Source organism: Nonomuraea sp. NPDC059023, assembly GCF_042740095.1.
In the GTDB taxonomy this organism is placed as follows: Bacteria; Actinomycetota; Actinomycetes; order Streptosporangiales; family Streptosporangiaceae; genus Nonomuraea.
The window spans coordinates 207,101-231,270 of sequence record NZ_JBHYIO010000018.1; the positions used below are offsets into that span (position 1 = coordinate 207,101).

Here is a 24,170-nt window from a genome sequence, read left to right on the forward strand (position 1 = left end):
CTCGGTAGTCCCTAGGACGTGGCTTCGGAAACGAGGACGGAGCGAGCCGCCCTGCGGACGATCTCGGGGAGGGAACCGTGCTCGGCGCCGCTGTTCAGGTGAACGGCGGCGGCGCCGAGCACCGCGCCGATCGCGGCGCCGGCCAGCGCGGCGGCCTCCACCTGGTCCAGTTGCTCGGAGAACGCCTCATGGAGGGTGCGGGCCCAGATCGTGTGTACGTCGGCGACGCGGAGCAGCGCGCGGGCCCGCAGAGCCGGTTCGGTGGAGATCAGGCGGGCTCGTACCGGGACCAGTTCGCTGTCCGGATCCAGGCTCCAGACCGGCTCGTCGAGCATGTGGTCCACGGCCTCAAGCAGGGCCTGCCGGGGCGTGGTCGCGTGGGACGGGTCGGTGAGGACCTCCCGGAGGAGGTCGCGGTGCGCGGTGGTGTCGTCGAAGAGCACGGCTTCTTTGTCAGGGAAGTAGTTGAAGAACGTGGCACGTGAGACGTTCGCCGCCGCGGCGATCTGGGCGACGGTGACCGGCTCGTAGCCGTGCTCGGCGAACAGGCGGAGGGCGGTGGTGGCGATTTCGCGTCGTGTGCGCAGCTTCTTGCGCTCACGGAGCCCGGACTCGGTGTTCATGCTTACCAATAGTAGACGACGACTAAAATTTGACACTGTCTAAGTTTTTCGCATAGAAGGTAACGAAACACCGATCAGAGGGATCACCCCATGAAGCAACTTGCGGGAACCACGGCATTCATCACCGGCGGCGCCCAGGGAATCGGGTTCGGCATCGCCCGCGCCCTGCGTGACCAGGGCGTACGGCTGGCACTCGCCGACATCAACCCCAGCGCGCTGCGAGCGGCCGAGGCGGAGCTGGGGCCCGGCCCCGAGGTGGCCACGTTCGCCTTCGACGTCCGCGACCGGGATCGCTTCGCCGAGTCCGTCGACGAGGCGGAACGCCGGCTCGGCCTGATCTCGGTACTGTGCAACAACGCGGGCATCGCCTTCCCCGAGACCGTCGACGACATGACCTACGACCTGTGGGACCTCACCCTGGGCATCAACCTCGGCGGGGTCGTCAACGGCGTGCAGACCCTGCTGCCCCGGATGCTGAAGCGCGGCACCCCCGCCCACATCGTCAACACCGCGTCCGCCGCCGGACTGGTCGCCGCCGTCGGCTACATGTACTCCACGTCCAAGTACGCGGTCGTGGGCTTGTCGGAGTCGCTCAGCAACCAGTTGCGGGCCGCCAAGAGCCTCGTCGGGGTGACGGTGCTGTGCCCCGGCGCCGTCACCACCGAGATCGCCGCGAGCACGCGCAAGGCGTTCGCCGACCCGTCCGCGGGCCTGTCCACGGCCCGGGACCGGGTCGAACGACTCACCCCGAAGGTCGAGGCCACCCTCGCCAGGTACGGCGTGGCCCCCGATCACGTCGGCGAACTCGTGGTGGCGGCCATCCGCGAGGACCGGCTCTACGTCCACACCGACCGCGCGGGAATCGACCTCATCAAGGCCCGCACCCAGGCGTTGCTGGACGCCATGCCCGTGGCCGGCGGCCAGGGCGGCGACTTCGCGGACTTCCGCGCGTCGATCCGGGCCGAGAACTCCTGAGAGACGGCACGCGGAGGGGATCACAGTTCCAGCGTTCCGAGGTCGTGAACGACCTGGCCGAGGGCGCGGACGGCGGCACTGCCAGCCGCGGTGCGCCGGATCAGGGCGTACCGGAGGGCGGGCATGTCCGTGATGGGCAGCCACCGCACGTGGGGCATGGACCAGTACCGGGTCACGTGCGCGGGGAAGGGGCGGACGAACCCTGGCCGGCCTCACCGCCACGGTGGAAGCCGAATTCTGCCCAGCCCGGTAAACCGCGTCTCCCCACCTGGTCGACGCGCGCTCCAGCCCCGACAGGATCGATCTTGACGGGGGTCCCGGCGAGGTGGTGCCCGGCCGGGGGACGGCGTCGTCGGACACTCTGCTGACCTTTCTTGACCCGGCAGGCCGCCGCCACGGCCAGGAAGATCCGCGCACGGATGGGAGTACAGCACTGTCGCCACTTCCTTTGGAAGGGAGGAGAACGTCACTGTCCGGGTGGGGCCGGTAGGGAGCGGCGGTAGGCGCGGGGGGTGAGGCCGAAGGCGCGGCGGAAGGCATGGGTGAAGGCGGACGGGCTGGCAAAGCCCCAGCGGACCGCGATCGTGTGGATGGGCTGGCTGGAGTTGGCCAGGTCGGTGCGGCAGCGTTCCAGGCGGCGGCGCCGGATCAGCGAGGCGACACCTTCGTCTCGGTTGTCGAACAGGGCGTAGAGGGTGCGCAGGGAGATGTGGTGGTGGGCGGCGATGGATCGAGGTGCCAGCTGGGGGTCGGTGAGCTGGTGGTCGATGAAGGTGTCGATGCGGCGGAGCAGTACCTGCTGCCGGGTTTCGGGCGGTAACCGGTCGGTGGCGTTGAGGCGCTGGGCGAGCAGCCCGGAGGCGAGGTCCAGCGCGGTCTGCTCCAGCGCGGGCAGCTCTTGCGGGGCGCATTCGGCGGCGTGGGTGTGCAGGCATGTGAGGAACTGGCGGAACAGGGCGCCCAGGCCCTGCCCGGTGGTGAATCTGCTGCCCAGCGCCGCGTCCAGCCGGTCGGCCGGCAGGGTGATCATCGTGCGGGGGATGTTGAGTACCGTCAGCTCGGTGTTTCCCGGCCCGGGCAGCGCGGCGGTGCAGGGGTGGGAGGTGTCCCAGAGGACCACGTCCCCGGCCTCCAGCCGGACGGCGGCACGGCCCTGGGAGAGGTCGAAGCTGCCATGGGTGACCAGCCCCAGGAGGTAGTGCTCCGCATCGCCGCGGCGGATCAGCCGCATGTTCCGCCAGACCTGGTGCCCCGCGGCGATGTGGCGGGAAAGGGTGACCTGTCCCAGGCTGAGCATGGCCGAGTGGACGCGGAACGTCGCGGGGTCGGTGACCGCCAGGTCGTAAGGGACCGCGGACCGGGACACGAGATCCCGGTACCACTCCACCCGCTCCCCGGCCGCCACCTCGTCCGTGGAACCCCACAACCACACAACAAATCCTCCTCCTGTCATACGGGCGATGCGGGAAAAGTGCTCAGGCCAGATGCGCTGAGGACTCAAGCGACCCGGGGCGCGGCGCCGGCGGGACGGCCGCCAGCTCGGCGAAGGCGCCCGCGGTGGGGAGCGGGTCGGCGGGCAGGGCGAGAAGGACGGAGCGCTCAGCCGGCGGGTCCAGCGGGATGGCGTGCACGCCCGGGCTGTGGGCGGGAAGGGACAGCTCGGGGATGATGCTCACGCCGAGCCCCTCGGCGACCATGGCCAGGATGCTGTTGGTGTCGCGTACCCGGTAATGGCAGCGCAGGCTGACCTCCGCCGCCTGGGCGACCTTCGTGATCAGGGGCTCGCAGCCGCCCGTGGACATGATGAACGGGCGCCGGGCCAGCTCGGCCATCGTCACGGAGCCGCGCACGGCCAGGTCGTGGCCGCTGGGCAGGACGGCCAGCATGCGGTCGGTGGCCAGCGTCCGCGTCATCGTCCCGGCGGGCAACGGGATCCCGGCCGAGACCGTCACGACGTCCGCCGCGCCCGTTTCCAGCCACTCCAGCACCTCGTCGTCCGAGCCTTCCATGACGGTGAGCCGCACCTGCTGGCAGGCGTCTTCGAAGCGGCGCAGGATCGGCGGCAGCAGGCGGACGTTGGCGCTGGGGATGGTGCCGAGGCGGAGGCTGCCGCGTTCGCGTACCCCGGCGACCTCCTGCTCCAGCGCCTCCACCTGGGTGAGGATGAGCGTGGCGCGGCGGCACACGGCCCGTCCGGTCGCCGTGAGGCTCACCCCGTGGTTGCCGCGCACCAGCAACGCGACGCCGAGCTCGCTCTCCAGCGTACGCAGGGCGTGGCTGACGGCGGACTGCGTGACGCACAGCTCCTCGGCGGCCCGGGTCATGTTGCCGGTACGCGCGACCGCCTGCAGGATCCTGAGCTGGGTGAAGGTCACAGGGCCGCCCGCAGCAGGCCGACGACCAGCGGGTGCGGCGCCTCGGGGCGCGAGCGGGCCTGCGGCACGAACAGCGTCGCCACGTAGTAGGGGTGGCCGGGGATCTCCAGCACGCGGGCCTCGCCGTCGGCGTCCACCCCGGTGACCGAGAAGCCGCCGTCGTGCAGGGTCCGCTGCCGCGCGGGGTCGAGGCCGAAGTTGCAGTAGTACTCCTCCTCGACCTCGGTCCGCCCGTACCAGCCGGCCACCCGGGAGCCGGGGCTCAGCGTGACGGGCATGGTCTTGCCCGCCAGCGAGCAGGCCAGCGACGAGATGAAGAGCGTGGAGGCGTAGGGGTCGTACTCGGCGTGCTGGGCATCCTCGTAGCCGAGCTCGTGGCGGGCGTACTCGATGATCATGTGCTGGCAGCCGCCGCAGGTGCCGAGGGTGGGCACGTGGTGCCGCCGGCCGTACCGGAGCGCTTCGAGGGCGCCACGCAGACTGCGGTACGGGCTGCCGGGCGCGCACCACAGCACGTCGGCGGCCCTGACCTCGGCAAGGTCGGATTCGAGCGGTTGCGTGCCGAGCCAGCGCACGTCCACACCGACGCCCAGGTACGCGGCCGCGTGCACCAGCGCGCCATCGGTGGCCTGGTGCGGGGGAAACGCCGGGTCGCGGTCGCCGATGACCGCGACCCGCAGTGTTCGGTCCATGACCCTCATCGTGCGGCTATCCCGCTCTGAGCGCCAATGCGGGACCACTCGTGGACCATGAACGATCGCTCATGTCTAGCGATAATAGTTCTTGGGACTCCCGCATTGCTGCCCGTCGGCGAAGTTCTGGCAGACGGTGATCTTGACCCGGTAGATCCAGGACCGGCTGAGGTGGAAGGCGAAGCGTTTGGTGCCGTCGGCCACGGTCCGGCTGTCCGACGTCAGCTTCTGGTCCTTGTCGTTGAAGCCCTCGAAAACCACCGTGGTCGAGTAACTCCTGTTCGTGCGGCTGTAAACACTCCCCGAAATGCTCGGCAGCGAGCTTGGAAGGCTCCAGTGGATCTCCCCTTGGGAGAAGCCCATTCTGCAGTCGGAGTTCTTGTAGCAGACGTGGAATTTCCCGTCGGCGGACGCGGACGCGGGAAGGGGAACGGCGGTCGTCAGCCCGCCGGCGAGAGCGGTCGATATGAGTACGGCGTTCAGCAGCTTTTTCACATCGGCCACCCCATCAGGTCGATATACGGGCGGAAAGAGCCGTGCGCGGATTCGCGGCAAGGGCCGCATGGCTGTCAATTGCCGGCCGCCACGGCACGCCACCTGCGTACGAGCCGGCGGCAGGCGTGCTTCAGCTCGGACGGTGTCACCTGGTCCAGATCGGCGTCGAAGGTGGCGAGGATGCCGGCGACACCCGCCCACGACCACGCTCCGAGCGTGAGACGGCAGTGATCGGGGCCGAGGTGCTCGACCACCGATCCGCCCGGCGCCCAGCGCGCGACGGTTTCGGCGGGCAGGTTCAGGCGCGCGGTCCCGGTGCACGGCCACGTGGCGGGAGTGTCGCCGCGGTCGTGGCTGGTCATGACGAAGCGCGCGACGTCGCCGCCGGGCAGGTCTCTGGGCGGGAAGGGAACGCCGGTGGGGGAGCGCAGGTGCAGGCGGTCGAGGCGGCGAACCCGCCAGGCGCCGTCGGCGAGGTCGTAGGCGACGAGGTACCACCGCCCGGCCCAGATCACCAGGTGGTGGGGCTCGATCCGGCGGGCGGGGGAGAAGTCGTCCTCGCCCGGGGCCGGGCGGGTGCCGTCGGCCCTCACCATGTCGACGATCAGGACGTGGCGGTGGCGTACCGCGATTCCGGCGGCCCTGAGCCGTTCGGAACCGATGGGATCGGCCGGGAACTCCCAGTAGTTCTGCAGGCTGGTCAGGTTCAGCGACTCCATGGCCGTTCTGAGCCTGGCCGGCATGATGCGTTTCAGCGCGTCCAGTGCTCGTTCGGCGTCCTCGCCGAGTCCGAAGACGCTGCTGGGCGCGGTCTGCAGGGCGACCGTGATCGCGAGCGCCTGCTCGTCGTCGAGCAGCAGCGGCGGCAGAGCGTGCCCGGCGCCCAGACGGTAGCCGCCGCCCGGGCCGTGGACGGTGGTGACGGGGTAGTCGAGCGCCCGCAGGGTCTCGATGTCGCGGCGGACGGTGCGCTCGCTGACCTCCAGTCGCGAGGCGAGCTCACCCAGCGACCAGCATCGAGCTGTCGAGAGCAGCGACAGCAGTCGCAGCGCACGTCGTGAGGTTTCGGCCATGAGGTTCATCCTGCACGAGTAGTGGACACTTGATGTCCACCACCGATGGCACTGTCTCCGGCGATACCTGTTCGGACAAGCAACAAAGGAGTCCTGCGAAGGATGCGCATCATCGTCATCGGGGGCGGCATCGGCGGATTGGCGCTGGCCGCGGGTCTACGCCGGCACGGATTCGACGTGGCGGTCTTCGAACGAGACACCGACGTCACGGCAACAGGGGGCTACCACATCACCCTCGACGGCCGGGCCCAGGAGGCCCTGCGCCGGCTCGTCCCGCCGGAGATCGTCGAACGACTGCTGGCCTCGTCATCGGCGCTCCGGCTCCGCGACCCGGACGCGTTCTGGGACTGGCACGGACGCCTCCTGGGCTACGGGCCGCGGCTGGCCGACAGCCCGAGCGTGGACATCGACCGCATCACGTTGCGGACCCTGCTGGCCGACGCGGTCGGCGACGACCTTCACTTGGGACAGACCGTCACCGGCATCGGGCACGCCGGCGACGGGACGCCGCAGGTCGTTCTCGCGGACGGGACCACGCGGCAGTGCGACCTGCTGGTGGGCGCGGACGGCGCCCACTCGCTGGTCGCCAGGCACCTCGCCGGAGGCCCCACGAACAAGCCCGTCGGGATCATCGGCTTCTCCGGCCGGACGGCGGCCGAGGACCTGAGCCCGGTGGAGCGGAAGCGGCTCGGGCCGCGGTCGGGGATGGTGATCGCGCCTCGGGGCGCGGCACTGTACGTCGGCTTCCTCGACCCGGTGGGCAATGCCGTACTGGATGCCCCTCACCTGCGCGCCTCGGTCACGACCGGCCCCACCTACATCTGGGGCGCGATGTTCCCCGAGTCCGCCGAGACCGGCTCGGTACGCGGGCTGCGCGGAGACGAGCTGCGGGAGGCCCTGCTGGCCAGGTTCCGCCGCCACGGGTGGGGCGAGGGCCCGCTCGAGGTCATCGCCAAGGCCGATGCGGACAGCATCGCCGCGTTCCGGTTCAACGCCGCCTCGACACGGGCACAGGACCTCGCTCCCTGGCCCGCCGGGTCCATCACCGCCCTGGGCGACGCCGTCCACGCCACGCCGCCGACCGCCGGCATGGGAGCGGGCGCCGCGATCCGCGACGCCGCCGGCCTGTTCACGAACCTGTGCGAGGTCACCGCCGGGACCACCACCCTCTCCGTGGCGGTCAGCCGGTTCGAGGCGGACATGCGGGTGCGTGGCGCGGAGATCCTCGGCCTGGCCATGCGGACGGTCCGCTGGATCCTGGCCACCGACACCCCGCTGGGCGCGGCCGTCACGACCGCGGCGACCCCCGTGCTCGCCGCCGCCGGCCGCCTCAGAGGCCTGCGCTGACATTGAGCCGCGCGGGGAGCCGGGCGGCACAAGCCGGGCGGCACTCCCTGACCCGACGGCCCGTGCGCCACGGGGCGCTCATCTCAGAGAGGTCAATCTGGCGATCTTGAGCCCCAGGTGCAGGGTGAGCCGGTCGTCTCCGCTGGACAGGTCGGCGGAGGCGATCTCCTCGATCCTGCGCAGCCTGTAGTAGAGGCTGGCACGGTGGATGCACAGGCTCGCCGCGGTGCGCTTGACGTCGCCGGCGTGGTCGAGGAACGTCTCCAGCGTGGTGACCAGCGCCTCGTGACCGGCGTCGTGGTCGAGCAGCCGGCGCAGGCCGGGGTGAAGGCTGTGACCGAGGCGGTCGGCGGGCAGTTCGGCCAGCAGCCCGTAAACGCCGAGCTTGGCGTGGGCGACGACGGGGCCGAGGACGCGGATGATGCCGGCCACGTCGGCGGCCTGCCTGGCCTCGGCATAGGAATGGTACGCGCCGGTCAGGCCCGGTTGATGGCCGCCGATGCCGACCCAGCATTCCTGCGGGGTCCTGCCGCTCTCGGCGGCCAGGCGCCGGTGGAGCGTGGCGGCGAGGTCGTCGATCTCGGCGCCGGCTGAGACGGGCTGGACCAGGATCAGGATGCCGTGGTCGGGGCGTTCCAGATGGATGGTCGTGCGCGGCGGCAGGCGGCGGCGTACGTGGTCGAGACCGGCCGTCAGGGCGAGCCGGTCCCGTTCGCCGAGCGGCCGGGTCCGGTCGTGCGTGATCGTCGCCACCAGCGCGCGCACCGGGCCGGCCGTGATCAGTTCCTCCTCGATCAGCCGTTGCGCGGCGTCATCGCGCAGCCGCGGGTCGGCCGAGATCAGATCGCGTACCAGCTCGCGTTCGCGGCCACGGCTGAGCTCGCCGATCAAGTACTCCCGGTGGAGCGTGAGCGCGGCGCTCTCGGCGGCCTGCCGTACGGCGGCGAGATCTTTGTCCTTGACCGGGCCGTCCGACTGCAGCAACCAGAGAAAGCCCAGAAGCGACTGCTCGTGGCGGACGGCCATGCCGACGCGAGCCACGTCGAGCCCGAGTTCGGGCATGGCCGGCACGGTGAACAGGTCGTGGGCCGCCAGCGCACCGCTGGCGTGGATGTGGGCCACCACCTCGGGGGAGACGCGCCGGCGCATGATCGACTCGACGCGGGCGGAGTCCACCTCGCCGGTGTGCGCGGTGTAGGCGAGCAGGCGGATGCTCACGTCGTCGAGCGCCACCGACCGGCTCAGGCGGGCGCCGAGGCTGTCGACCAGTCGCTGGAGCTCCGATGCCATGGGCACCAGGCTACGCGGGGGTCATGCCCAGCTCCCGCATGAGGAAGGCCAGCAGTTCGGCGGCACGGCCGGTCACCTCGGCGCTGTCCAGCGCGGCGTGGCCGGCGCCCTTCCACACCCGCAGCAGGACGGGATGCCCGGAGGTGCTCGCCGGGCCGAGCCTGGCGGTGAACAGCCGGCCGTGGAAGGGCTGGCAACCCAGGTCATGCTCGCCGAACGCCTGCAGGATGGCCGGGTACGCGGTATCCGGCCTGATGTTGTGGTAGGGGGAGTAGGCGCGGATGACGTCGGCGTCCGCGGGCTCGTCCGGATCTCCGTAGTCCTCCAGGAAGACCGAGCGGACCGCCTGGCGGGCCGGATGATCGGCGCTGAGCGGCCGCAGCATGTCGAACAGCGGCACCTCGGCGACCAGCGCGCGCCACAGATCGGGCCGCTGGGTGAGCGCCACCCCGGCCACCAGCCCGCCGTGGCTGGCGCTGTGAAAGCCCAGCTTGGCGGGCTCGGTCAGACCGGCCGCGATCATGTCCTCGGCGACGGCGTAGAGGTCGTCGAAGGTGTTCTGCTTGCGTGCCAGGCGCCCGTCCTCGTACCAGTCGCGACCGTATTCGGCGCCGCCGCGCAGGATCGCGTGCACATAGACGCCGCCCGCGCGCAGGAACGGCGCGTAGTTGCCGAGGAAGCGCGGCATCCAGGCCACGTTGAACCCGCCATAGGCGTTGACCACCGCGGGATGTGGGCGATCGAGGTCGAGGCCGGCGCGGTGCACGATGAAGTACGGCACGCGGGTCCCGTCCCGGCTGGTGGCGTAACGCCGGGCGACGGTCATTCCGGCCAGCCCCGGCCGCCGGGCGCCGATCGGGACCGTCTCGCCCCGCTCGACGTCGTAGCGATAAGCGGTCAGCGGGTCGGCGAACGTGTTGTGGGAGAACGTGAGCACCTCCGATCGGTCGAAGCGGCGGCTGACCATGGCCGTCGGCGAACTGCCGATGCCGGGAAGTTCGATGCGCCCGGCCGGCTCGCCGTCCGCGGTGACGAGCCGGAATCCCACGACCGCGTCGACCACCTCGCACAGGACCAGGAGGTCGCCGGCCTTGGTGACGCAGCGCAGCACCGCGTCGGACTCGGGCACCAGCTCACGCCAGGTGCCGGGGTCGGCGGAGGTCGCCACCGGGATGGCGGCGAGCCGGCCGCGCGGGGCGTCTCCGGTGACCACGGCGACGTAGGTGTCCTCGCCGTACCAGACGCCATGGCATTCACCCGCGTAGCCGCCGGGCAGGAAGCGCCGCCACTCTCCGGTACGCCGGTCGAGGACGTGGCCGGCCACCTGTTCGTGCTGCCCGGTCAAGGTGATCATCCAGCGGCCGGAGGGAGAGACCTGCGGGGTGAGCCCGGACGGGGACGTGCCCAGCTCGCTGCGGTCGATCACGAAGATCGGCTCGCCGGGTTCACCGGGCGGCTCCACCGGCACGAACCACACCTGGTGATCGCCGGTTTCGGAACGATCGCACACGTAGAAGCCGCTGCCGTCCGGCAGCCAGCCGGGGACGGCTCCGGTGAGCAGGTGCCGGTGCGCCCCGATGGGGAGATCGCGGCCGGTCGCGGTGTCGACGACGCGCAGAGGGCCGATCATCTCGCCGCCGTGGTAGAGGCCGAAGACGACGCGGGAGCCGTCCCGCGTGGGCTCGTACCACACGAGTTGAGCGGGCTCGCCGTCGCGCGCGTAACCGGCGGCCTGCGGATCGACGAGCAACCTGCCGGGCTCGTCCGGGGAGTCCGACACCCACAGACCGAGCGCCGCCCGTTCCGCCGACGTGGGCGCCAGCCGGAACCAGCGGCCGCCGAGACGGCGCGGGGTCGTCCCGCCGAGACTGTCCGAGGCGCTCGGCGCCGCGGTCCCCGCCGCCAGCTCATCGCGGATCCGCGGGAAATGTTCCCACTCGCTCACATAGGAGCCGGCGATGGCGTCCTGCCGTTCCTGCCAGGCGCGCGAATCGCCGGTGTCGGGCCGCAGCCACTCATACGGGTCGGTGCTCACTCCGCCTCCAAACCTTGACTTGGGTGGGACCAGAGCCGCGTGGCAGACGCTCCACCGGTCTGCTCTGCCCGCGCGCGGCGCGAACCGCGGCTCCGTCCGCAACGCGTGTTCCCCGGCGTCGTCGGCCGGGCCGTTCACCGTCGTCATGTCAGACCTCGGGGAACTCGACGTCGACGGTGGCGGCGCGGCGCGCCACGGCCATGGCCGGGGAAACCGCGTCCAGCACGCCCGGATCGCCACGGACCTCGACGGCCGGATCCACCTCTGTCCCCTGCCGGTGGGCCTGCCCGGCCCGCACCAGCCGCCGCCAGTCGCCGGCGAACGTCACGTCGGCGTGCGCGGGCTCATCGAGGGAGAACCTGGCGCCGGTGATCCGGTCGAAGCTCAGCACCCAGAAGACCGTGCCCCCGGGTCCGTCGCCGAGTTCGTAGGCGATCACGTAGTCCCGGTCCAGCTCCGCGCAGGCGGCGGCCACCTCGTCAGACCTCGCGAGCAGGTCGTTCATCTGCTCGATGTGCTCGTGGGACATGTAGACAGGCGTGCTCATCGGGCTCCTCGCTGATCCTTGAGCCGGGCCATTCGCACGTTACTCATGCCGCCACCACGCTCGATATCGGCATTCGTCGCAACAGGCGAAGAGCTGGACCGGCAGATGTCGCAGGCACACGACAGGATGCGGATCCCCGCACCGGCAACCGTCGAACGGATCAGGCCCAGACGGCGGCGGCCGGGTGTGCGGGGCGCGAGGTTGGGCCCAGGCGGGGGTCAGCCGTTGGCGACCCAGTCCATGTGTTCGATCCAGTGGTCGAGCAGCGCCCGATCCCCGTGCACCTCCAGCGCGGGAGCAGCGTCCAGGGGGCGGCGCCTGCTGATCACGAGCAGGAGGTCGGCGGCCGGGCCGCGTACCGCGACGTCCGCCTTGGCGTGCGTGCGCTCCAGCACGACCATGTCAGCCTCCCGGCGGGCCACCCACTCCCCGGGCGCGTCGGTCGCGTGGAAGTGCAGCGTCTGGCCGCTCCCGCGCATCGCGTCGGCGAAGCCGGGCCGGTTCTCCCAGTAGCCGCGGGACGTCAGCGTTTCCAGCCAGTCTTCGAGGGCCGCGACGGCGAACTCCGGCGCCAGCTCGTACGGCAGGCCGAGCGCGGCGGCCGCGTCGGCGCGATGCACACAGACCTCGCCCAGGAGCCGGCGGGACCAGAACGTCACACCCGAGGCGGCGCCCGAGGGATCCCACACCGGCGTGTCGTCGGTGACCGATGCGAACGCCCGGCTCGCCTCGGCCGCGCAGTCGTTCAGCCAGGCGCGCCACCGGCCCGGGTCGGCCGGACCCGGGACGTAGCCGGCGAACGCCTTGCCCGGCTCGGTCATCCGCTCGCCCACGAGCATGGTGACCATGCGCTGTACCCCGCCGACGTGGTCGACCAGATCGGCCAGGTTCCACTCCGGACAGGTCGGCACCGGCGCCGCCGCGTCCTTGCCGTGCACCCAGCCGGCGAACGTGCTCGTCTGCTCGACGACGGCCTTCAAATACGCGGACGTGTCCATCGCTGTATCTCCAAGTACGTTGCGGTGTTCATGGAGCGGATAGGGCGCCACCGGCGCGGGGGTCAGGTGATCTCGGCGAGGAGTTTGGGGACGGCCGCCTGGAGCTGGGCGGCGATGGACTCGACGGCGTCGGCCCCGATGCGGCCCTCCGGGCCCGAGACCGAGATCGCCGAGAGCGTCGGCGCCCCGGTGACCGGTACGGCCAGGCAGCGTACGCCGGGTTCCTGCTCCGCGTCGTCCACGCAGTAGCCGCGCCGCCTGATCTCGGCGAGTTCGACCATGAGCAGGTCAGGGTCGGTGATGGTGTTGGGGGTCTGGGCCGGCATGCCGGCGCGTTCGACAAGGGCGCGGGCGTCCTCGGGCGGGAGCTGGGCGAGCAGGGCCTTGCCCACCCCGGTGCAGTGGAGGTAGACGCGCCGGCCGACCTCGGTGAACATGCGCACGGAGTGGGTGGAGGGTACCTGGGCGACGTAGACGGCGCGGTCGCCGTCCATGACCGCCATGTTGGCCGTCTCGCCGACCGCGGCGACGAGGTCGGTGAGGACGGGCCGGGCCCAGGTGGCGAACATGCTGGAGGCGCTCTCACCGAGCCGGATCAGCCGGGGCCCCAGCGCGTAGCCGCGGGAGGGGAGCTGGCGGACGTAGCCCGACCCCACCAGGGTCCTGATGATCCGGTGGATGGTCGGCAGCGGCAGGCCCGAGAGCGTGGACAGGCGGCTGAGCTGCAGCTCTCCGCCCGCTTCCGCCATCAGCTCCAGTATCGCGAAAGCCCGTTCCAGCGATTGCACGCCGTTGGACGAGCGTGGTGCCGACATGTCCACAGTCTCCGGAGGCAGGTGGCGTTTTCTACCATACGGAAGAGTACATCCTCCGTAGGGCCACCATGCGTCAGGACCAGCTGGGTGCGAGGAAGATCAGCCAGGTGAGCAGGGGCGCGATGGCGATCATGCTGAATCCCCAGCGCATGAGGCCGCGGAAGACGTAGTCGCGCTCGCTTTCCTGGGAGTTGGCGACGACGAGGGCGCCGCTGGTGGAGAAGGGTGAGGAGTCGACCACCGAGGACGACACCGACAGTGCGATGACCAGGGCCACGGCGCCGATGTCCCCGGTCAGCAGGAACGGCACCGCCAGCGGGATGAGTGCGCCGAGGATTCCGGTGGTGGAGGCGAAGGCGGAGACGGCGGCGCCGATGAGGCAGATGAGCAGTCCGGCCAGCAGGGGGATGCCGATGGTGGCGACCTTGCCGCCGAGGAAGTCGATGGTCCCGACGCGCTCCATGAGGCTGACGTAGGTGACGATCCCGCAGATGAGCAGCACGGTCGGCCAGGCGATCTGGCCGATGGCGTCCTTGGCGCCCTTGGGCGAGACCAGGGAGAGCACGACGGCGACGGTGATGGCGGTGAACCCGACGTCGAGGCCGAACAGCAGCGCGCCCCCGGCCAGGACGGCGAGCCCGCCGAGGGTGAGCACCCGCTCCTTGCCGAGCCGCGTGGCCACAGCGGTGCCGCCACCGCCGCCACCGCCACCGCCGCCATCACCGGCGACGCCGTCCTCGGAGACCTCCCGGCCGCGGCGCAGCAGGTCACGCCCGCCGAACAGGAGGAAGACGACGGCGGACAGGACGAGGTTGAAGGCGAAGGAGCTGACGAACAGCAGCGCGGGATCGCCGGGCAGGTTGTTGCGGGTGACGACGCCGTTGACGATGCTGCCGAAGATGCTCATGGGGGAGAAGCCGCCGGCGCTGGCCCCGTTGATGATGAGCAGGCCCATGAGCATGGGGTTGATGCGGTAGCGCAGGGCGAAGCCCATGCCGACCGGCGCGATGATCGCCACCGCCGCGGGCACGACGGCGCCGACCGCGGTCAGCGCGGCGGTGACCAGGAACATCATCCAGGGAATGAGGGCGATGCGGCCGCGTACCAGGCGGACGGCGGCCTGGACCAGCCAGTCGACCGTCCCGTTGGCCTTGGCCATCGCGAACAGGTAGGTGACCCCGACGAGGATGACGAACAGGTCGCCGGGGAACCCGCCGACGATGTCGTCCTTGGACTCGCCGAGGACGAGCGCGCCGACCAGGAACGCGGCCACGAACGCCAGGGCCCCCATATGGACGGGCAGCACGGTGGCGACCAGGAAGACGACGGCCAGGACGATGATCGTGATGATCTGAACCGACATACGGACTCCAGCAGGTTTTTCCATAATGCGGAAAACTATTTCCGCTTAGCGAGAGTATGACCTGGCTCACATTGGCCGTCAAGACTTTTCATCTCCCCCGGGAAGGCATATCTTCCGTATAGCGAGATAACTTTTCCGCATCGTGGATATTTCGAGCGAGGTCCTCATGAGCAGGCACTTCCTGCAGATCCCCGGCCCCACGAACGTGCCCGACAGCGTGCTGCGGGCCATGTCGGCGCCGACCATCGACCACAGGGGTCCCGAGTTCGCCGCACTCGGCCTGGAGGTGCTGCGCGACATCAAGCCGGTCTTCGGCACCGAAGGACCGGTCGTGATCTACCCGGCCTCCGGCACCGGAGCGTGGGAGGCCGCCCTGGTCAACACCTTGAGCGCGGGCGACAAGGTCCTGTGCTTCGAGACCGGCCACTTCGCCACCCTCTGGCAGGAGATGGCCGGACGGCTCGGGCTGGACGTCGAGTTCGTGCCCGGCGACTGGCGCAGGGGCGCCGACCCCGACGCCGTCCGGGAACGCCTGTCCGCCGACACCGGCCACACCATCAAGGCCGTCTGCGTGGTCCACAACGAGACCTCCACCGGCGTCACCAGCCGCGTCCCCGACGTACGGGCCGCCATCGACGACACGGGCCACCCCGCCCTGCTGCTGGTCGACACCATCTCCTCGCTCGGCTCGATCGACTACCGCCACGACGAGTGGGGCGTCGACGTCACCGTCGCCGGCTCGCAGAAGGGGCTCATGCTCCCGCCCGGCCTGAGCTTCAACGCCGTCAGCGACAAGGCCCTGCACGCCTCGCGTACCGCGAACCTGGCCAGGTCGTTCTGGGACTGGGCGCCGATCCTGGCCGCCAACGAACGCGGCTACTTCCCCTACACCCCCGCCACCAACCTGCTCTACGGCCTGCGCGAAGCCCTCCGCCTGCTCTACGACGAAGGCCTCGACGCCGTCTTCGCCCGCCACCTGCGCCACGCCGAGGCCACCCGCGCGGCCGTACGGGGATGGGGGCTCGAAGTGCTCTGCGCCGACGAGCGCGAGCACTCCGCGGCCCTGACCGCCGTGATCGTCCCCGAGGGATACGACGCCGACAAGATCAGAGCGATCATCCTCGACCGCTACGACATGTCGCTCGGCTCCGGGCTCGGCAAGCTCAGCGGCCGCGTCTTCCGCATCGGCCATCTGGGCGACTTCAACGACCTCACCCTCGCCGGCACCCTGGCCGGCGTCCAGATGGGACTCACCCTGGCCGGCGTGCCCATCGACCCGCGCGGACTCAACGACGCGCTCGAGCGCCTGCAGGCGCCATGACGGCCACCCTCCCGGAGACGGGTGACCTGCTGCGCGCGCTCGGCGCGGCCGTCGAGGGCGAGGTGGCCTTCGACGACTACACCCGCCACCTGTTCTCCCGCGACGCGAGCATGTACTCGATCATGCCGGTCGGCGTCGTCTTCCCCCGGCACGCCGGGGACGTCGCCGAGGCGGTCAAGGCGGCCGGGACGGCGGGCGTGCCCGTGGTGCCGCGCGGCGCCGGCACCAGCCTGGCCGGGCAGACGGTCGGGCCCGGCCTGGTCCTCGACTTCTCCCGGCACATGAACCAGATCGTCGACCTCGACCCGAAGGCGCGGACCGCGCTGGTCGAGGTGGGGGTGGTGCAGGACCAGCTCAACCAGGCGGCGGCGCCGTACGGGCTGATGTTCGGCCCCGACACCTCCACCAGCAACCGCGCCACCATCGGCGGCATGATCGGCAACAACTCCGCCGGCAGCGGCTCGCTCACGTTCGGGATGACCATCGACCACGTCAGGGCTCTCGACGTGGTCCTGGCCGACGGCTCGACCGCCCGGCTGGAACCGGTGAGCGAGCAGGAGCGGGCCCGCCGCGCCGCGGAGCCGACCCTGGAGGGCGCGCTCTACCGTGAGCTGCCCGGACTCGTCCGCGACAACGCCGAGGCGATCGCCATCGGCTTCCCGCCGTTCTGGCGGCGGGCCTGCGGGTACCGGCTGGACCGGCTGGCCGGGCCGGGGGAGTTCGATCTGGCGAAGTTCGTGGTCGGGGCCGAGGGCACGCTGGTCGTGGCGACGCACGCGCTGGTCGACCTGGTGCCCAAACCCCGCCACACCGTCTACGCCGTGGGTCACTTCGACACCACCGCCGCCGCCATCGCCGCCACCGAGGACGCCCTGGCCTGCGAACCCGCCCAGGTCGAGCTCATGGACAAGACGATCCTGGACCTGTCCCGGCAGAAGATCGAGTACGCCGGTCTCGGCGACATCCTCAAGGGCGACCCGGCCGCGCTGCTGTTCGTCTCCTTCAGCGGCGACGACCGCGACCACCTGACCGCCAAGCTCGACGAGGTCAGCCGGTCGTGGAAGCGCAACGGCCACGGCTACCACACCCTGCTCGCCGTCACCCCCGCCGAGCAGACGGCGCTGCTCAAGGTGCGCAAGTCGAGCCTCGGCCTGCTCATGGCGGCCGGCGAGGGCACCCGCAGGCCGCTGGCCTTCGTCGAGGACACCGCGGTCGACCCCAAGCATCTGGCCGAGTACACCGACCGCTTCCGTGGCGTGCTCGACCGGCACGGCCTGACGGCCGGCTTCTACGGCCACTGCTCGGTCGGCTGCCTGCACATCCGCCCGTTCGTCGACCTGGCCGACCCCGAGCAGGTGACGACCATGCGCGCGGTGGCCGTGGAGATCAAGGACCTGGTCGCCGAGTACGGCGGCGTCAACTCCAGCGAGCACGGCGACGGCCTGGCCCGCAGCGAGTTCAACCGGGAGATCTTCGGCCCGGAGCTGTACGAGGCGATGCGCTCGGTCAAGCACCTGTTCGACCCCGGGAACGTCCTGAACCCCGGCAAGATCGTCGACGCGCCGCCCATGACCGACAACCTGCGCGACGCGGCCCTGCCACCCGCCGGACCCCTGCGCACCCGGCTGTCGTTCGAGGTGGTCGGCGGCATGCGCGGCGCCGCCGACCGGTGCATGAACATCGGGTTGTGCCGCAAGAGCGGCCCCGGCGTCATGTGCCCGTCCTACGTCGCCACCCGCCAGGAGGAGCACTCCACCCGCGGCCGGGCCAACGCCCTGGTCAAGGCGCTGTCGTCGGCCGACCCCAAGACGGCCTTCGGCGACGAGCGGCTGCACGAGATCCTCGACCTGTGCCTGATGTGCAAGGCCTGCAAGAGCGAGTGCCCGATGAGCGTGGACATGGCCACGCTCAAGGCGGAAGCGCTGTCGCACCACCATGACCAGCACGGCGTGCCCCTGCGCTCGCGGATCTTCGGCGCCATCCGCTCGCTCAACCGGCTCGGCTCGGCCACGGCGCCGCTGTCGAACCTGCCCACCCGGATCCCGCTCGTCCGGCGGCTGCTGGAGCGTACGGTCGGGATCACCGCCGCCCGGCAGTTGCCGCGCTTCCAGCGCGGCAACCTCATCCGCTGGCACAAAGGGCACAAGGGCCGCAAGCAGACCGGCCGCGAGACGCTGACGTTCCTGGCCGACTCCTTCACCACCTACACCGAGCCGCACATCGGCAAGGCGGCGATCGAGCTGCTGGAACGCGCCGGCTGGACGGTCGAGCTGGCCGCCACCGGCTGCTGTGGCCGCTCCAGCCTGTCCAAGGGCCTGCTCGACCAGGCCAAGGCGCAGGCCGGCGCGCTGGTCGCCCACCTGGCCGCCACCGAGGGCCCGATCGTCGGCTGCGAGCCGTCCTGCCTGTTCACCCTGCGCGACGAGCACCGGGCGATGCTGGCCGGCGACGAACGCGTCGACGCGGTCGCCGCCCGGGTCAAGCAGGTGGAGGAACTGCTCACCGAGGCCGTCGGCGCGGGCAGGCTGACGCTGCGCACCGACTCGTGGCTGGCGGGCAAGAGGGTGGTCTTCCACGGCCACTGCCACCAGAAGGCCGAGGTCGGCACCGCCGCCACCATGGCCATGCTCCGGCTCATCCCCGGCGTGGAGGTCGTGGAACTCGACACCGGATGCTGCGGCATGGCCGGCTCCTTCGGCTTCGAGGCCGAGCACTACGAGCTGTCCATGACCGTCGGCTCCGACCGGCTCTTCCCCGCCCTGGCCGCGGAACCGGCCGAGACCGTGGTCGCCGCCACCGGCGTCTCCTGCCGCCAGCAGATCTTCCACGGCTCGGCCCGCCAGGCCTGGCACCCGATCGAACTCCTGCGTGAGGCGGTGGTTCTGACATGAGACTCGTCCGCTACACCCACAAAGACGAGGTACGCACCGGCGTGCTCGTCGGCCACGACATCCACCCCGCCCCCGGGCAAGGACCGGTGGCGGCACTGGAGGAGGTGACGCTGCTGGCGCCCTGCGATCCACGGGTGATCGTCTGCGCCGGCCGCAACTACGGCGTACCGGGCAAGCTTCGCAAACCACGGCTGTTCCTCAAGGCCGCCAACGCCGTCACCGGCCCCGGCGCCGACGTGCGCCGCCCGCACGGGCTGCGCAGGCTGGAGTACGAGGGCGAGCTGGCCGTGGTCATCGGCCGTACCGCCCACCAGGTGCCCAGACGCCACTTCCGCGACTACGTCCTCGGCTACACCTGCGCCAACGACATCACCGCCGACGACTGGCGCAACGACGGGCAATGGGTCAGGGCCAAGAGCGCCGACACCTTCTGCCCGCTCGGCCCCTGGATCGAGACCGACATCGACGACCCGGCCGGACTGCACATCCGCACCCGCGTCAACGGGCTCGTCGTCCAGGACAGCCCCACCGCCGCGATGCTCTTCGGCGTCGGCGAACTCCTCGCCTACGTCACCCGCTGGATCACCCTCAACCCCGGAGACGTCCTGCTGACCGGCAGCCCCGACGGCGTCGGCCCCCTCGCCGCCGGCGACGAGGTCGCGGTGGACATCTCCGGCGTGGGCGTCCTGAGCAACACCGTCCGATAGGAGGCAGGCCACATGCGCTACACCGTCAACTGCTCCATCCTCTTCACCGACCTGCCCGTACTGGAACGCCCGGAGGCCGCCCGCAAGGCCGGCTTCGAGGCCGTGGAGTTCTGGTGGCCGTTCGAGACCGCCGTGCCCGCCGACGCGCAGGTCGACTCGTTCGTACGCGCCGTCCGCGACGCCGGGGTCCAGCTGACCGGGATCAACTTCGCCGCCGGCGACATGCCCGGAGGCGAACGCGGCCTGCTGTCCCACCCGCACCGCGCCGCCGAGTTCCGCGACAACGTGCCGATCGTGGCCGCGATCGGCCGCACGCTCGGCTGCCGCTCCTTCAACGCCCTGTACGGCAACCGCCTCGACGACGTCCCGGAAGAGCTCCAGGACGAGACCGCCCTCGCCAACCTGGCGCTGGCCAACGAGGTGGTGGACGGCGTCGTCCTGATCGAGGCGCTCAGCGGCGCCCCGGCCTACCCGCTCAAGACCGCCGCCGAGGCGCTGGCCGTCGTGGCCGCCGTCCCGGGCCTGAAGCTGCTCGCCGACCTCTACCACCTGGCCGTCAACGGCGACGACGTGGACGCGCTGCTGAGCGGCGACAGCGGCAGCCCGGACCGCATCGGCCACGTCCAGATCGCCGACGCGCCGGGCAGAGGCGCGCCCGGCACCGGCGACCTGCCGCTGGCCGCCTGGCTCACCGAGCTCGGCCGGACCGGATACGACGGCTGGATCGGCCTGGAATACAAAGCCACCCCGGGTGAGGACCCCTTCGCCTGGCTCACCTCCGACCACAAGGAACTGCCGTGAGCAACGTGACCGTCATCGGCCTGGGCATCATGGGCGCCCCGATGGCCGCCAACCTCGTCAAGGCCGGATACACCGTCACCGGCGTCAACAAGGAACCGGAGAAGGTCGAGCGGCTGATCGAGCTGGGCGGCCACGGCGCGGGCAGCATCGCGGAAGGCGTGCGCGACGCCGACGTCGTCGTGACCATGCTCCCCGACACCCCCGACGTCGAACTCGTCGCCGCCGACATCGTGGACCACGCCCGCGAGGGCACGCTGTGGATCGACGCCAGCAGCATCAGGCCGGACGCCGCCGCCCGCATGGCCGCCCAGGCGGCCGAGGCCGGGCTGCGCGCGGTGGACGCGCCCGTCTCCGGCGGCGAGCAGGGCGCGATCGACGCCAGCCTGTCCATCATGGTCGGCGGCGCCCCCGCCGACGTCGAGGCGGCCCGGCCCGTCCTGGAAGCGGTCGGCTCCACCGTCGTGCACGTCGGCCCCGCCGGGTCCGGGCAGACGGTCAAGGCCGCCAACCAGCTCATCGTCGCCGGCACCATCGAGCTGGTCGCCGAGGCGATCGTGTTCCTGGAGGCCTACGGCGTCGAGATGGAGGCCGCGGTCAAGGTCCTGTCGGCGGGCCTGGCGGGCAACCGCATCCTGGAGCGCAAGGCCGAGGGCATGCTGAGCCGTACCTTCCAGCCGGGCTTCCGCATCGACCTGCACCACAAGGACCTCGGCATCGTCACCGCGGCCGCCCGGCAGGCGGGCGTGGCCATCCCGGTCGGGGCGGTCCTGGCCCAGCTGATGGGCGCCGCGCGGGCCCAGGGCCACGGGCAGCTCGACCACACCGCCCTGCTGCTGCTCGTCGAGCAGCTCTCGGGCCGCTGAGCGCGAGGAGCGAACCCATGGCACGCATGCGAGCCGTCGACGCCGCGGTCCTGATCCTGGAGCGTGAGAACGCCACCCAGACCTTCGGGGTGCCCGGCGCGGCCATCAACCCGTTCTACTCCGCGATGCGCGCGCACGGCGGCATCAAACACGTCCTGGCCAGGCACGTCGAAGGCGCCGCGCACATGGCCGAGGGCTACACCCGCGCCCGCGCCGGCAACATCGGCGTGTGCGTCGGCACCTCGGGCCCTGCGGGCACCGACATGATCACCGGCCTGTACTCCGCCGCCGCCGACTCGATCCCCATCCTCTGCGTCACCGGCCAGGCGCCGGTCGCCCGCCTGCACAAGGAGGACTTCCAGGCCGTCGACATCGCCGCCATCGCGGGGCCGCTCACCAAGATGGCGTACACCGTCATGGAGGGCGCCCAGGTGCCGGGCGCCTTCCAGCAGGCCTTCCATCTCATGCGTTCGGGACGGCCCGGCCCCGTCCTCATCGACCTGCCGCTCGACGTGCAGCTCACCGAGATCGACTTCGACATCGACACCTACGAGCCGCTGCCCGTCCACCGGCCGGCGGCCACCCGGGCGCAGGCGGAGAAGGTGCTGGCCATGATGGCGGCGGCCGAGCGCCCGGTCATCGTCGCGGGCGGCGGCGTCATCAACGCCGACGCCGGCGACCTGCTGGTCGAGCTGGCCGAACTGCTCGGGGTGCCGGTCATCCCCACGCTCATGGGCTGGGGCAGCATCCCCGACGACCACCCGCTGATGGCCGGCATGGCCGGCCTGCAGACCGCCCACCGCTACGGCAACGCCACCCTGCTGGCCGCCGACTTCGTGCTCGGCATCGGCAACCGGTGGGCCAACCGCCACACCGGCGGGCTCGAGGTCTACCGGCGTGGCCGTACCTTCGTGCACATCGACATCGAGCCCACCCAGATCGGCAGGGTCTTCGCGCCCGACTACGGCGTCGTCTCCGACGCCGGGGCGGCGCTGATCCAGCTCGTCGAGGCGGCCCGCGCCACGCTGCCGCCGGACCGGGGCGTGTGGGCGAAGGAGTGCCAGGAACGCAAGCGCACCCTGCACCGGCGCACCGACTACGACAACGTCCCGATCAAGCCGCAGCGCGTCTACCAGGAGATGAACCTCACCTTCGGCAAGGACGTGCGCTACGTCTCCACGATCGGCCTGTCGCAGATCGCCGGCGGGCAGTTCCTGCACGTCTACAAGCCACGGCACTGGATCAACTGCGGCCAGGCCGGGCCGCTCGGCTGGACGGTGCCCGCCGCGCTGGGCGTGGCCGTGGCCGACCCGGAGGCCACCGTGGTGGCGCTGTCGGGCGACTACGACTTCCAGTTCATGATCGAGGAGCTGGCGGTCGGCGCGCAGTTCAACATCCCCTTCCTCCAGGTGCTGGTCAACAACTCCTACCTCGGGCTGATCCGGCAGGCGCAGCGGGCGTTCGACATGGACTTCCAGGTCAGCCTGGCCTTCGACAACGTCAACGCGCCCGAGCTGGGCGGCTACGGCGTCGACCACGTCAAGGTGGTCGAGGGGCTGGGCTGCAAGGCCATCCGCGTGCACGAGCCCGGGGAACTGGCCGGGGCCTTCGAGGAGGCGCGGAAGATCATGGAGGACCTGCGGGTGCCGGTCGTGGTCGAGGTGATACTCGAACGGGTCACCAACATCGCGATGGGCGCCGACCTCGACGCCATCACGGAGTTCGAGGAGGTCGCCGACGCCGAGATCCTTTCGCGGGGGTGAGCGGCGATGTCCGTGCTGATCGCGCCCGACAAGTTCAAGGGCTCGCTGACGGCCCGTGAGGTGTGCGAGCACCTCGCGGCCGGGATCACCGCGCGCGCTCCCGGCACCCAGGTCGCCGCGCTGCCGGTGGCCGACGGCGGCGAGGGCACGCTGGAGGCCGCGCTGGCCGCCGGGTTCCGCCGCGTCGCCGTCCTGGCCGAGGGGCCTGACGCGCGGCCGGTCGCGACCTCCTACGCCGAGCGCGACGGCGTCGCGGTGATCGAGCTGGCCGACGTGTCCGGGCTGGGCCGCCTGACCGGGCCGCCCGCACCCCGGACCGCCACCAGCTACGGCACCGGCCAGGTCATCCGGGCCGCGCTGGACGGCGGCTGCCGCCGGATCGTGCTCGGCCTGGGCGGCAGCGCCTGCACCGACGGCGGCGCCGGCCTGGCCGAGGCGCTGGGCGCGCGGCTGGAGGGCGTCACCGGGTGCGGCGGCGCGGCCCTGTCCGCCATCGACCGGCTCGACCTGTCACGGCTGCATCCCCGTCTGGGCGAGGTCGAGATCGACATCGCCATCGACGTGGACAACCCCCTGCTCGGCCCGTACGGCGCCGCCGCCGTCTACGGGCCCCAGAAGGGCGCGACCCCACGCGACGTGGCCGACCTGGAGACCGCGCTGTCCCGCTGGTCCCGGGCGGTCGCCGCGGCCACCGGCGTCGAGGCCGCCTGCGTCCCCGGCGCGGGGGCCGCGGGCGGCGTCGGCTACGCGGGAGTGACCATCCTGCGCGGCACGCTCCGCTCCGGCATCGAACTGGTCCTCGACCTCATCGGCTTCCCCGCGCACCTGGCGGCGGCGAAGCTCGTCGTCACCGGGGAGGGCTCGCTCGACCACCAGACCGCCCGCGGCAAGGCGCCCGCCGGGGTCGCCGCGAGGGCGGTCGCCGCGGGCACACCGGTCGTCGCCGTGGCCGGGCGCTCGCTCCTGCCGCCCGCGGCGATCGAACGGCTCGGCCTCGACCGCGTCTACCCGCTCAGCGCCCTGGAACCGGACGGCCGGCGCTCGATGCGGCGCGCCGGCGCGCTCCTGGAGCTGGTCGGCGGGCAGATCGCCGACGACTGGCTCGCCTGAACGCCCGGCCGGTCCACCCACACCCGGCCGGTCGGGCCGCCGGAAGGCCCAGCCGGATCCCGCTCCCCAGCCCGGCAGGGCCACTC

Annotated in this window: 22 protein-coding genes; 9 read left to right on the forward strand and 13 right to left on the reverse strand. The window is 71.5% G+C overall.

Translation table 11 applies throughout. The features are described 5' to 3' along the window. Positions 1-11: 11 nt before the first annotated feature. Complete coding sequence (locus ACFWYW_RS29530) at positions 12-623, reverse strand: TetR family transcriptional regulator (protein ID WP_379626175.1); 612 nt, start codon at positions 621-623, stop codon at positions 12-14. Between the two features lie 90 nt (positions 624-713). Here ACFWYW_RS29530 and ACFWYW_RS29535 point away from each other — a divergent pair, with 90 nt between their 5' ends. Continuing rightward, positions 714-1,598, forward strand: coding sequence for an SDR family NAD(P)-dependent oxidoreductase (locus ACFWYW_RS29535; protein ID WP_379626173.1), 885 nt, complete (start codon positions 714-716; stop codon positions 1,596-1,598). Positions 1,599-1,618: 20 nt separating this feature from the next. Here ACFWYW_RS29535 and ACFWYW_RS29540 read toward each other — a convergent pair whose 3' ends face one another. The 6 genes from ACFWYW_RS29540 to ACFWYW_RS29565 form a co-directional block, all read right to left on the reverse strand. Continuing rightward, the gene (locus ACFWYW_RS29540; RefSeq protein ID WP_379626171.1) at positions 1,619-1,756 is read right to left on the reverse strand and encodes a hypothetical protein; all 138 of its coding nucleotides are present in this window, start codon (positions 1,754-1,756) and stop codon (positions 1,619-1,621) included. Between the two features lie 308 nt (positions 1,757-2,064). Further along, on the reverse strand, positions 2,065-3,030 hold the full coding sequence (locus tag ACFWYW_RS29545; RefSeq protein ID WP_379639489.1) for a helix-turn-helix domain-containing protein: 966 nt from the start codon (positions 3,028-3,030) through the stop codon (positions 2,065-2,067). A 43-nt stretch (positions 3,031-3,073) separates the two neighbouring features. Then, the gene (locus tag ACFWYW_RS29550; protein ID WP_379626167.1) at positions 3,074-3,973 is read right to left on the reverse strand and encodes a LysR family transcriptional regulator; all 900 of its coding nucleotides are present in this window, start codon (positions 3,971-3,973) and stop codon (positions 3,074-3,076) included. Then, positions 3,970-4,665, reverse strand: coding sequence for a hypothetical protein (locus ACFWYW_RS29555; protein ID WP_379626165.1), 696 nt, complete (start codon positions 4,663-4,665; stop codon positions 3,970-3,972). The genes ACFWYW_RS29550 and ACFWYW_RS29555 overlap by 4 nt, the downstream gene beginning before the upstream one ends. A gap of 75 nt (positions 4,666-4,740) precedes the next feature. Continuing rightward, positions 4,741-5,160: a hypothetical protein gene (locus ACFWYW_RS29560; RefSeq protein WP_379626163.1), complete on the reverse strand. Its 420-nt coding sequence runs from the start codon at positions 5,158-5,160 to the stop codon at positions 4,741-4,743. Positions 5,161-5,234: 74 nt separating this feature from the next. Next, the gene (locus ACFWYW_RS29565) at positions 5,235-6,233 is read right to left on the reverse strand and encodes a helix-turn-helix transcriptional regulator (RefSeq protein ID WP_379626161.1); all 999 of its coding nucleotides are present in this window, start codon (positions 6,231-6,233) and stop codon (positions 5,235-5,237) included. Between the two features lie 102 nt (positions 6,234-6,335). Between ACFWYW_RS29565 and ACFWYW_RS29570 the strand changes: the two genes are divergently transcribed. After that, on the forward strand, positions 6,336-7,580 hold the full coding sequence (locus tag ACFWYW_RS29570; protein WP_379626159.1) for an FAD-dependent oxidoreductase: 1,245 nt from the start codon (positions 6,336-6,338) through the stop codon (positions 7,578-7,580). A gap of 78 nt (positions 7,581-7,658) precedes the next feature. Here ACFWYW_RS29570 and ACFWYW_RS29575 read toward each other — a convergent pair whose 3' ends face one another. The 6 genes from ACFWYW_RS29575 to ACFWYW_RS29600 all read right to left on the reverse strand — a co-directional run bounded on the left by ACFWYW_RS29575 (position 7,659) and on the right by ACFWYW_RS29600 (position 14,628). Further along, positions 7,659-8,870, reverse strand: coding sequence for a PucR family transcriptional regulator (locus ACFWYW_RS29575; RefSeq protein ID WP_379626157.1), 1,212 nt, complete (start codon positions 8,868-8,870; stop codon positions 7,659-7,661). A gap of 10 nt (positions 8,871-8,880) precedes the next feature. Then, positions 8,881-10,905 carry a prolyl oligopeptidase family serine peptidase gene (locus ACFWYW_RS29580; RefSeq protein ID WP_379626155.1) on the reverse strand — a complete coding sequence of 675 codons (2,025 nt, stop codon included), beginning with the start codon at positions 10,903-10,905 and terminating at the stop codon, positions 8,881-8,883. 148 nt (positions 10,906-11,053) lie between these two features. Then, on the reverse strand, positions 11,054-11,452 hold the full coding sequence (locus ACFWYW_RS29585; RefSeq protein WP_379626153.1) for a hypothetical protein: 399 nt from the start codon (positions 11,450-11,452) through the stop codon (positions 11,054-11,056). Positions 11,453-11,670: 218 nt separating this feature from the next. Next, positions 11,671-12,450 carry a maleylpyruvate isomerase family mycothiol-dependent enzyme gene (locus ACFWYW_RS29590; protein ID WP_379626151.1) on the reverse strand — a complete coding sequence of 260 codons (780 nt, stop codon included), beginning with the start codon at positions 12,448-12,450 and terminating at the stop codon, positions 11,671-11,673. 62 nt (positions 12,451-12,512) lie between these two features. Next, entirely contained in the window at positions 12,513-13,265 is a 753-nt protein-coding gene (locus tag ACFWYW_RS29595; protein ID WP_379626149.1) for an IclR family transcriptional regulator, read from the reverse strand. Between the two features lie 73 nt (positions 13,266-13,338). After that, positions 13,339-14,628, reverse strand: coding sequence for an SLC13 family permease (locus ACFWYW_RS29600; RefSeq protein WP_379626147.1), 1,290 nt, complete (start codon positions 14,626-14,628; stop codon positions 13,339-13,341). 166 nt (positions 14,629-14,794) lie between these two features. On the opposite strand from ACFWYW_RS29600, the gene ACFWYW_RS29605 reads away from it, so the two are divergent. Genes ACFWYW_RS29605 through ACFWYW_RS29635 form a run of 7 tightly spaced genes read left to right on the forward strand, consistent with a single transcriptional unit; the run spans position 14,795 to position 24,084 of the window. Further along, complete coding sequence (locus tag ACFWYW_RS29605; RefSeq protein ID WP_379626145.1) at positions 14,795-15,949, forward strand: pyridoxal-phosphate-dependent aminotransferase family protein; 1,155 nt, start codon at positions 14,795-14,797, stop codon at positions 15,947-15,949. Beyond that, complete coding sequence (locus ACFWYW_RS29610) at positions 15,946-18,840, forward strand: FAD-binding and (Fe-S)-binding domain-containing protein (RefSeq protein ID WP_379626143.1); 2,895 nt, start codon at positions 15,946-15,948, stop codon at positions 18,838-18,840. Before ACFWYW_RS29605 ends, ACFWYW_RS29610 begins: the two co-directional genes overlap by 4 nt. Continuing rightward, positions 18,837-19,547, forward strand: coding sequence for a fumarylacetoacetate hydrolase family protein (locus ACFWYW_RS29615; RefSeq protein ID WP_379626141.1), 711 nt, complete (start codon positions 18,837-18,839; stop codon positions 19,545-19,547). Before ACFWYW_RS29610 ends, ACFWYW_RS29615 begins: the two co-directional genes overlap by 4 nt. Before the next feature lie 12 nt (positions 19,548-19,559). Continuing rightward, on the forward strand, positions 19,560-20,348 hold the full coding sequence (locus ACFWYW_RS29620; RefSeq protein WP_379626139.1) for a hydroxypyruvate isomerase family protein: 789 nt from the start codon (positions 19,560-19,562) through the stop codon (positions 20,346-20,348). After that, the gene (locus ACFWYW_RS29625; protein WP_379626137.1) at positions 20,345-21,211 is read left to right on the forward strand and encodes a 2-hydroxy-3-oxopropionate reductase; all 867 of its coding nucleotides are present in this window, start codon (positions 20,345-20,347) and stop codon (positions 21,209-21,211) included. The genes ACFWYW_RS29620 and ACFWYW_RS29625 overlap by 4 nt, the downstream gene beginning before the upstream one ends. A 17-nt stretch (positions 21,212-21,228) precedes the next feature. After that, positions 21,229-22,974 (forward strand): glyoxylate carboligase, encoded by a 1,746-nt coding sequence (gene gcl / locus ACFWYW_RS29630; RefSeq protein WP_379626135.1) that lies wholly within the window; start codon positions 21,229-21,231, stop codon positions 22,972-22,974. A 6-nt stretch (positions 22,975-22,980) separates the two neighbouring features. Further along, complete coding sequence (locus ACFWYW_RS29635; RefSeq protein WP_379626133.1) at positions 22,981-24,084, forward strand: glycerate kinase; 1,104 nt, start codon at positions 22,981-22,983, stop codon at positions 24,082-24,084. The last annotated feature ends 86 nt before the right edge of the window (positions 24,085-24,170 follow it).